This is a genomic window from Sulfuricurvum sp. (assembly GCF_049277495.1).
Taxonomy (GTDB): Bacteria; Campylobacterota; Campylobacteria; order Campylobacterales; family Sulfurimonadaceae; genus Sulfuricurvum.
Map to the genome: position 1 here is coordinate 51,991 of NZ_JBASYM010000047.1, position 6,581 is coordinate 58,571.

General features: G+C 46.7%; 4 protein-coding genes. All 4 read right to left on the bottom strand.

Annotated features, from left to right (window positions below; translation table 11 throughout):
• Positions 1 to 38: 38 nt before the first annotated feature.
• The 4 genes from WAO38_RS08815 to WAO38_RS08830 all read right to left on the bottom strand — a co-directional run bounded on the left by WAO38_RS08815 (position 39) and on the right by WAO38_RS08830 (position 6,417).
• A complete protein-coding gene (locus tag WAO38_RS08815) occupies positions 39 to 2,741 on the bottom strand; it encodes a RecB-like helicase (RefSeq protein ID WP_422236295.1) in 2,703 nt (900 codons plus the stop codon).
• Positions 2,731 to 5,079: a RecB family exonuclease gene (locus WAO38_RS08820; RefSeq protein WP_422236296.1), complete on the bottom strand. Its 2,349-nt coding sequence runs from the start codon at positions 5,077 to 5,079 to the stop codon at positions 2,731 to 2,733. Before WAO38_RS08820 ends, WAO38_RS08815 begins: the two co-directional genes overlap by 11 nt.
• A gap of 134 nt (positions 5,080 to 5,213) precedes the next feature.
• Complete coding sequence (locus WAO38_RS08825; protein ID WP_422236297.1) at positions 5,214 to 5,720, bottom strand: FixH family protein; 507 nt, start codon at positions 5,718 to 5,720, stop codon at positions 5,214 to 5,216.
• On the bottom strand, positions 5,713 to 6,417 hold the full coding sequence (locus tag WAO38_RS08830) for a 3-dehydroquinate dehydratase (RefSeq protein ID WP_422236299.1): 705 nt from the start codon (positions 6,415 to 6,417) through the stop codon (positions 5,713 to 5,715). Before WAO38_RS08830 ends, WAO38_RS08825 begins: the two co-directional genes overlap by 8 nt.
• Positions 6,418 to 6,581 lie beyond the last annotated feature (164 nt).

Consider the following 6,581-nt stretch of genomic DNA (forward strand, 5'->3'; position numbering starts at 1 on the left):
TACCAGCATAAACTTATAGTCTGCTTAAATTAAGTTTTTTATAAGCACTCTATCCATTCTATTCCGTCTTCCAAAAGATAGCACAGATACCCGGCTGCTTCACCGGCGGTCAAAGAGCGGATCGCCTCCACATAGCGACGTATCTGATCACGGTGCTTTTCCTCTTCTTCACGACCGCTTTTGTAATCGATAATCACCCATCCGTCTTTCTTCTCTACCAACAGATCGATGACGCCGAGAGCGCCTTTATGGCGTATCATCTGCTCTTTGCGCCATATACCCTGCGTAAGATGCCGAAACGTTTCGTCTTCCAGTAACTTCCCAATACGCCCTTGGATCTTTTCCATAGCACCCCGTTGCAGCACTGCGCCGTAGCGGTTGCGCGTCGACTCCAGTGCGGAATCGAGTGAAACGGACGTAAAGTCACCCATCATCTCCAACGTATAATGCAGAGCCAATCCGAATTGAACCGCTGCATAATCATGCGTCGCCTCTTTAGGTGTACGGAGGGTCTCTTCCTGCCGTCCGAACTGCAGCGCTTTGAAATTCAATGTTTTTTGCGATACTGCCGGTTCTACAGGACGTTCTTCGATATCCAAAACACCCCTCTCAGCCACCGACAGTTCCAAGGGACTGAACCATGAACTTTTCTCTTTGGTTATGACGATCAGCGATTCGACAGCGCGTGTAAGGGCAACATAGAGAGCATTGAGCTGATCTTCATCCGATGCTTTTTTTTCAGTTTCCAGCGCTTTTTCATAGACCGGGTCGAGAGCTTCACGCCCTTTTATCCGATAATGCAGTCCCCGAAGCTGTGCCCCCTCATACTCATAGACAATGGAATCGCTATGCGAACGGGCATTCCCCAGCCGATCCATTACCAATACATGTTCAAACTCCAGCCCTTTTGATTTGTGGACGGTCATGATACGGATCCCCTTGAGATCGCTTTGCGGTGAAGACGTCTCCAGTCGATCGATCTCGTAAACCACCTCTTCGATATCCCGATATCCCCGAAGCACTTCGATAAACATCAACGCACTTTTATCGGCGATCTTGTACCTGCGGACAAATGCGATCACTGCCGTATCCATCTCGATGACGGATGAGCGCTCGATTTTCCCGCTCTCCAGTCCTAGTAACGCGGCACAATTCGAGCGGTAGATTTCCTCGCCGAAATAGCAATAGCGCAAATATTCAATAATCGCACGCACACTCCGCTGTGCTATGAGCCGCGCGGTGGTCTCTGTCACCACGTCATACCCATGCGCACTTAAATACTCTTCTACCGCACTTCCGTCTTTGTTCGTTGCCGTTAAAACCGCGATCTCTTCCGCAACCGCCCCTTTTTCGATCAAAAACGCTACCCGAGCCCCTAAGGTTTCCAGAAGGTCAGCGGTTGTGATCACTTCCACATATCCGCCGGCATAGGCATCCGGAGACATTTGCGGGACATATCCTTTGATCTTCCCATCAAATGCCCTGTTCACAAAATTGACGATCTCACTTCGGGAACGGTAATTGACCCGCAGCGGTTCTACCCGTACATCGAACAATTCGGCCACTTGGTGAAACAATGCACTCACCCCGCCGCGGAAACGGTAAATCGATTGTTTGACATCCCCGACGAAAAAGAAGCTCCCCCCCTCGTTTACTCCGACGCCGGAGCGAATCTCTTCAATCAGCGGACGGAGAATATCGAACTGGATCACACTGGTATCTTGAAACTCGTCCAGAAGGAGGTGTTTCAGACGGGAATCGAGCCGAAAATAGAGAAATTCGCTCTCCAGCTTCTCCCGCAGCAAAGTATGGACATTGAGGGTAATGTCATCAAAACTGAGCTCATTGCTCTGCACCGACATGGCCTGACGGCTCTTGATGTAGAGTTTCAAGATTGAAAACAGCTCTTTGAAGTAGAGGATCTCCCGACGGCGCATCTGAGAAGCAACCGCTTTTTGGATACCGTGGAGGAGTTCATCCATATACGGCTCATAGATTTTTTTAAAATCCCAATACTCCAAACTCGGCTTCGTGAGCCATGTTTTTTCCAGCAGCGACTCGAAATTCTCTATCTGCATCGTTTTACGGGCGCGGTCGCTGAGGGGTTTCGTCTGCATCAGAGTTGAGAGCTCGCGAGAAAGATCCATCGCAATCGCTATCGAATCTTCCGGAACACTGACCCGCTCATACGCATCCAAATCCAGCTCTTTGTATTTGGAATAGAGTCCGGAGAGGAGCGTAAACAAATCGCCGAGCCGCTTATCGCTTAAAATCGACAGATGAACCAGCGCATCGACCGACTTTGTCACCTCTACTTCGTTTAAAAACCGTTCAAGCAATTTGGTCTCATGGTGATTTTGAATCGTTTTAAACGTGGGCATCAGCCCTGCATTCAAAGCAAATTTTCGTAAAATACGGCCGAAAAATTTATCTATCGTAGAGATTTGGATATCGGAACGTAAAAAACGCTCCAGCACCTTCGGGCGCTCTTCTAAAATCGTCGCTTCGTCGATCCCGCTTAGGCGTGCTATTTGGGCTAGCTCACTTCGCTGCGGCAGCTCTTCGAGCGTAATGATGACCCTCTCCAGCATCTCGTTGGCCGCTTTGTTGGTAAAGGTCAACGCCACAATCGAGGATGGACTTTCTCCCATAAACAGAAGACTCAGATAACGGACGACGAGGTTGAACGTCTTGCCGCTGCCGGCACTCGCCTCAAAGGCTAAAAAAGGTTCAAATTCCACGCATAACCTCCCGGTGACACATATAGACATACGGACAGTAGCGGCACCGGTTCAAGTCCTCGCACATCTCCCACTCCCAGCTTTTTTGAGACGCCATCTGAGCGAGCAATTCGCGCAGCTTAGCCGTTTTGGCCTCCAGATACTGCTCGGTTTTCAATTCCCCTTTTCCCAGATCATAATAGCCGCACCCTCTTACTTTGCCTAGCTCTCCGGCTAAAAGGGCATAAACGCTGAGCTGATAATCGACATCCCCCTCTTTTGGTTCTTTGTCCGTATCGGGATATTTGCCGCTTTTGTAGTCAATGACTTCAAGTTCGCCGCTATGCTCATCAATCCGGTCGATTCGCCCCGTCAGAGTAATCCCCTCTACGACGACATTGACCTCTTTTTCGTTATAGAGAACCCGAACCCCTGAATCAAAGCGAGACACCTCATGTGCATAAAAAGGCTCCAGTTTATCCAGCCATAGACGTTTCATATGACGCTCCAGCGGATCATCGACTTTTGCATCATCCCATAACGTGCGGAGCGACTCTTTGATCTGCACGGCAGAGTCAAACCGATCATGATCGCTATAGAGTCTCTCCAGCGCATTATGCAATTCATTGCCGATATCCCGTTCCTGGGACAAATCACGCGGCAACTCATGCTCCTTCAGGCGGGCAATATAGCGATAATAAAATTGTCTCTTGCAGGTCAGAAAGGTTTTAATCCCGCTCGCCGATAACGGCTTCGCTGTAAAATCGTATTCCCCCTCGATCGATTCCACAACCCGATCGCTGAAACTCGCGGCGGGAAACAGTACCTCTTCGTACCGATAAAGCGACGGCGTGCTTTTAATCCCCAATTGCAGCAAAAATCGCGACGGTACCGATTCTGCATTTTGGACGCATCCGATTACGACCCTCTTGGCGCGGTTAAAGAGGATGGAATAGTAATGCTTTTGGAGCGATTCCCGGTCATGTGCGCTCGGCAATCCGGCATATTCACGTGTTTTGGTATTTAAAAAAAGATCTTTTTCGCTTTTATGCGGAACATACCCCTCATTAAAATCGATAATGACGACCCCCTCAAATGCTACACCCCGCGTCTCCAGCAATCCCATTACGGTGACTTTTCCGCCCCGTGTATCATCAATGGTCTGATTTCGCAATCGATTCATAAAAATCCGGAATACCGCTCTAAAATCCATCTTTTCGAGATATTCGCGCAGATGGATGAAGCGGTGCAATTCATCTCGGATCACTTCGATCGATTCATCATCCCTCTCTTCTGCAAGGAGTATCTCCAATAGCGCTTCAAGCTGTGAAAAATGAAAATTTTGGGGATAATGAAGTCGGAACCAATCGATTGTTGCGGATTTAATATTTCGTATACGCTCACGGTTCAAGACGTTGGCCTCGTCCAAATAGAGGGTAATACTCTCCAAATCCCGATACAAAGCGCTATTGCTGAAAGGTTCACCCATCGCAAAATTGAAGTTCCCTTCGCTGTCAAACTCTTTTAGCATCTGCGCCGCCCCTTCATCCGGCAATACGACGGCAATCTTTTCAGGAGCAATCCCCGCTTCGACAAACGCTTCGACCGAGGCTTTTATAAATCCGATTTGGGCAAGTCGCGTATGAAACACTTCGCATACAACATCACGATTTTGATATAGAGGCTGTTCACTGACAATCGTTGCGTCGCTCAGAGACAAACGGTATTCTTTCCCTTCCCGAAGATTAAATCCCATCTCCTCAAACCGTGCCGTCATCTTGCGGTTGTACGCGGTTGTCGTATAAAGCAGGTCCACTCTGACAAGTTTTACACACTCTTGCAGCAATGCAATCTCATAACGGCTCAAATATCCCTCTACCACAATGGTAATCGTGTCAAAATTAGACAAAAAGTCATTCTGAAGCGTCACCGTATCCGAACTGAATATCCTATCCGCCCATCCCTCTCGTAGACAGATCTCGCGATAGCGCTCCCGTAATCTTTTGAGAATGGCGATATGCTCTTCATACTCCCCGTACACATCGACGGATTGCAGTGTTTCAACGGAAACTTTTTCGGAAGAAAGCTCTTCGAAAAAACGGAACAGGTACTCCGAATTTTGAATAAAACTGAAAAAATTGCGTTCAATATTCAAGGCGGTAAAAGCCGAAAAATCGCTCGCTTCATGCATCGCTATAAGACGTAAATCCTCATCCGGAGCTATTTTTCCGACCGATACATACGCACGCGAAAGAAACTCTCCCATACTCATCATAGCGGGGAGAAAACACTCCTGCGAAGCGGCAACCGCTTCACGAATACATCGCGCGGTAGGATATACGATACATGCTCTGTTCATTCGAAATTTACCTCAATTGTGCTGCATTTACCCGTTCTTGTTTTAAGCAATAAAAAATAGGTCAGTTTATAAAACGTGGATAATGGATATTGTAGTGAATTTCCCCTAAAGGGGAGAAGATATAGTAATGAAGATTAAAACTCGGAAATAACCGGGTTACGAGTATCCGCTTTGAGGTTGTAGTAACGTTGCAGGGTTCCGACAGAGACTTTTGCCATGATATCCCAACGACCCGCTTTAGGAAGATCGACAGGCTCAAAAGTATATTTCCCCTCTGCCACGCTTGGATTACTGAGATTCATATCGAACTCTTTAATATCCGGACGTGTGAGGATGACGTCAACTTTTGCATCATTAACGGCATTGCCCGATTTATCACTCACTTTATATTCAAGAATTGAACCTTTTTCACTGATCTGAGGTGTTAAAAAGGCAATCGTGTAATTTTGATCGAAGGCAATCTTAGCATTGATAATTTCGTTCGCATTGGCATCATACTCATGATACCCTTGCATCCCGTAGTTGGACAATTCGACCGGATTATTGAGTGCAACTTTTATCGTCCATACACAAGCACCGATAACACCGGCAATAGAAACTGCAATGATAATCGGCCACTTTGTTCCGGGGTTTTTAAACATTCTCTTTTCCCTCTTTTTTACGTAAGAATTTCCCACGTACATATTTAAAGATAGCAAAAAGAATGATACCGTAAAAAATGACTCGCAAAATATCAATGAAGTTTTTACTTCCGCTACCCGCTGATGAACTTAAGGTAACGTTATGTTTAGCAGCAATTTGCTCAGCGACATCCGAATAGCCGTTAAACATTGCTACAGAGTATTTGGAGACGATTTCAGCACCCTTGGCACGTTCTGCCAAAATTGGCAGCACTGTCCCGCCTCTGTTGCTAATTAATTCTGCAGCTTCGTCAAAACTGCGTGCAAACATCACGGCACTCACTACGGAGCCAATGAAGGTTGCATTCGGGCTTAAGACCTGAGATTTGTTAAAATATTCGTATAAAGAGACGGGGCGTGCCAAAATATCAACTTTTTGTTTAAGTTCGATAAACGTCATAATTACCGCAGGCTCTTTGAGCTCTGTTGAGAGTTGTTTTTCGAAATCGGCAATACTCTGATTTTCGTCGGTATCACGTACCATTACCAAATAAAGCGATACGCCCGTTTTAGCTTTGAGTTCCGCACCGATAGCATTGATTTGCTCGGAAAATTGAGGATTTTTGACAACATCATCTTTATATAAATATTCAGCATGGAGAGAGAGTGAGAATAAAATGGTGAGGGTGAGGGCCGCTAGCCCTCGTGAGAGTAACAAAAGCTACCCTTAACCGACGTAAAGGTGATTTGGTGTTATCACCGCCCACAACGTTACCGCTGCAGAAACCACTAATGCGATTGTGATGAGTTTATCCATGATACTTGCCATACTAAACCCCTTATTTTACATCAACACGATGCGCAGCATTATCAGTGCTGAAC

Bases quoted from the DNA above. Each gene is read 5' to 3' on its own strand.
- WAO38_RS08820 (WP_422236296.1), bottom strand. From the start codon at position 5,079: ATGAACAGAGCATGTATCGTATATCCTACCGCGCGATGTATTCGTGAA.
- WAO38_RS08825 (WP_422236297.1), bottom strand. From the start codon at position 5,720: ATGTTTAAAAACCCCGGAACAAAGTGGCCGATTATCATTGCAGTTTCT.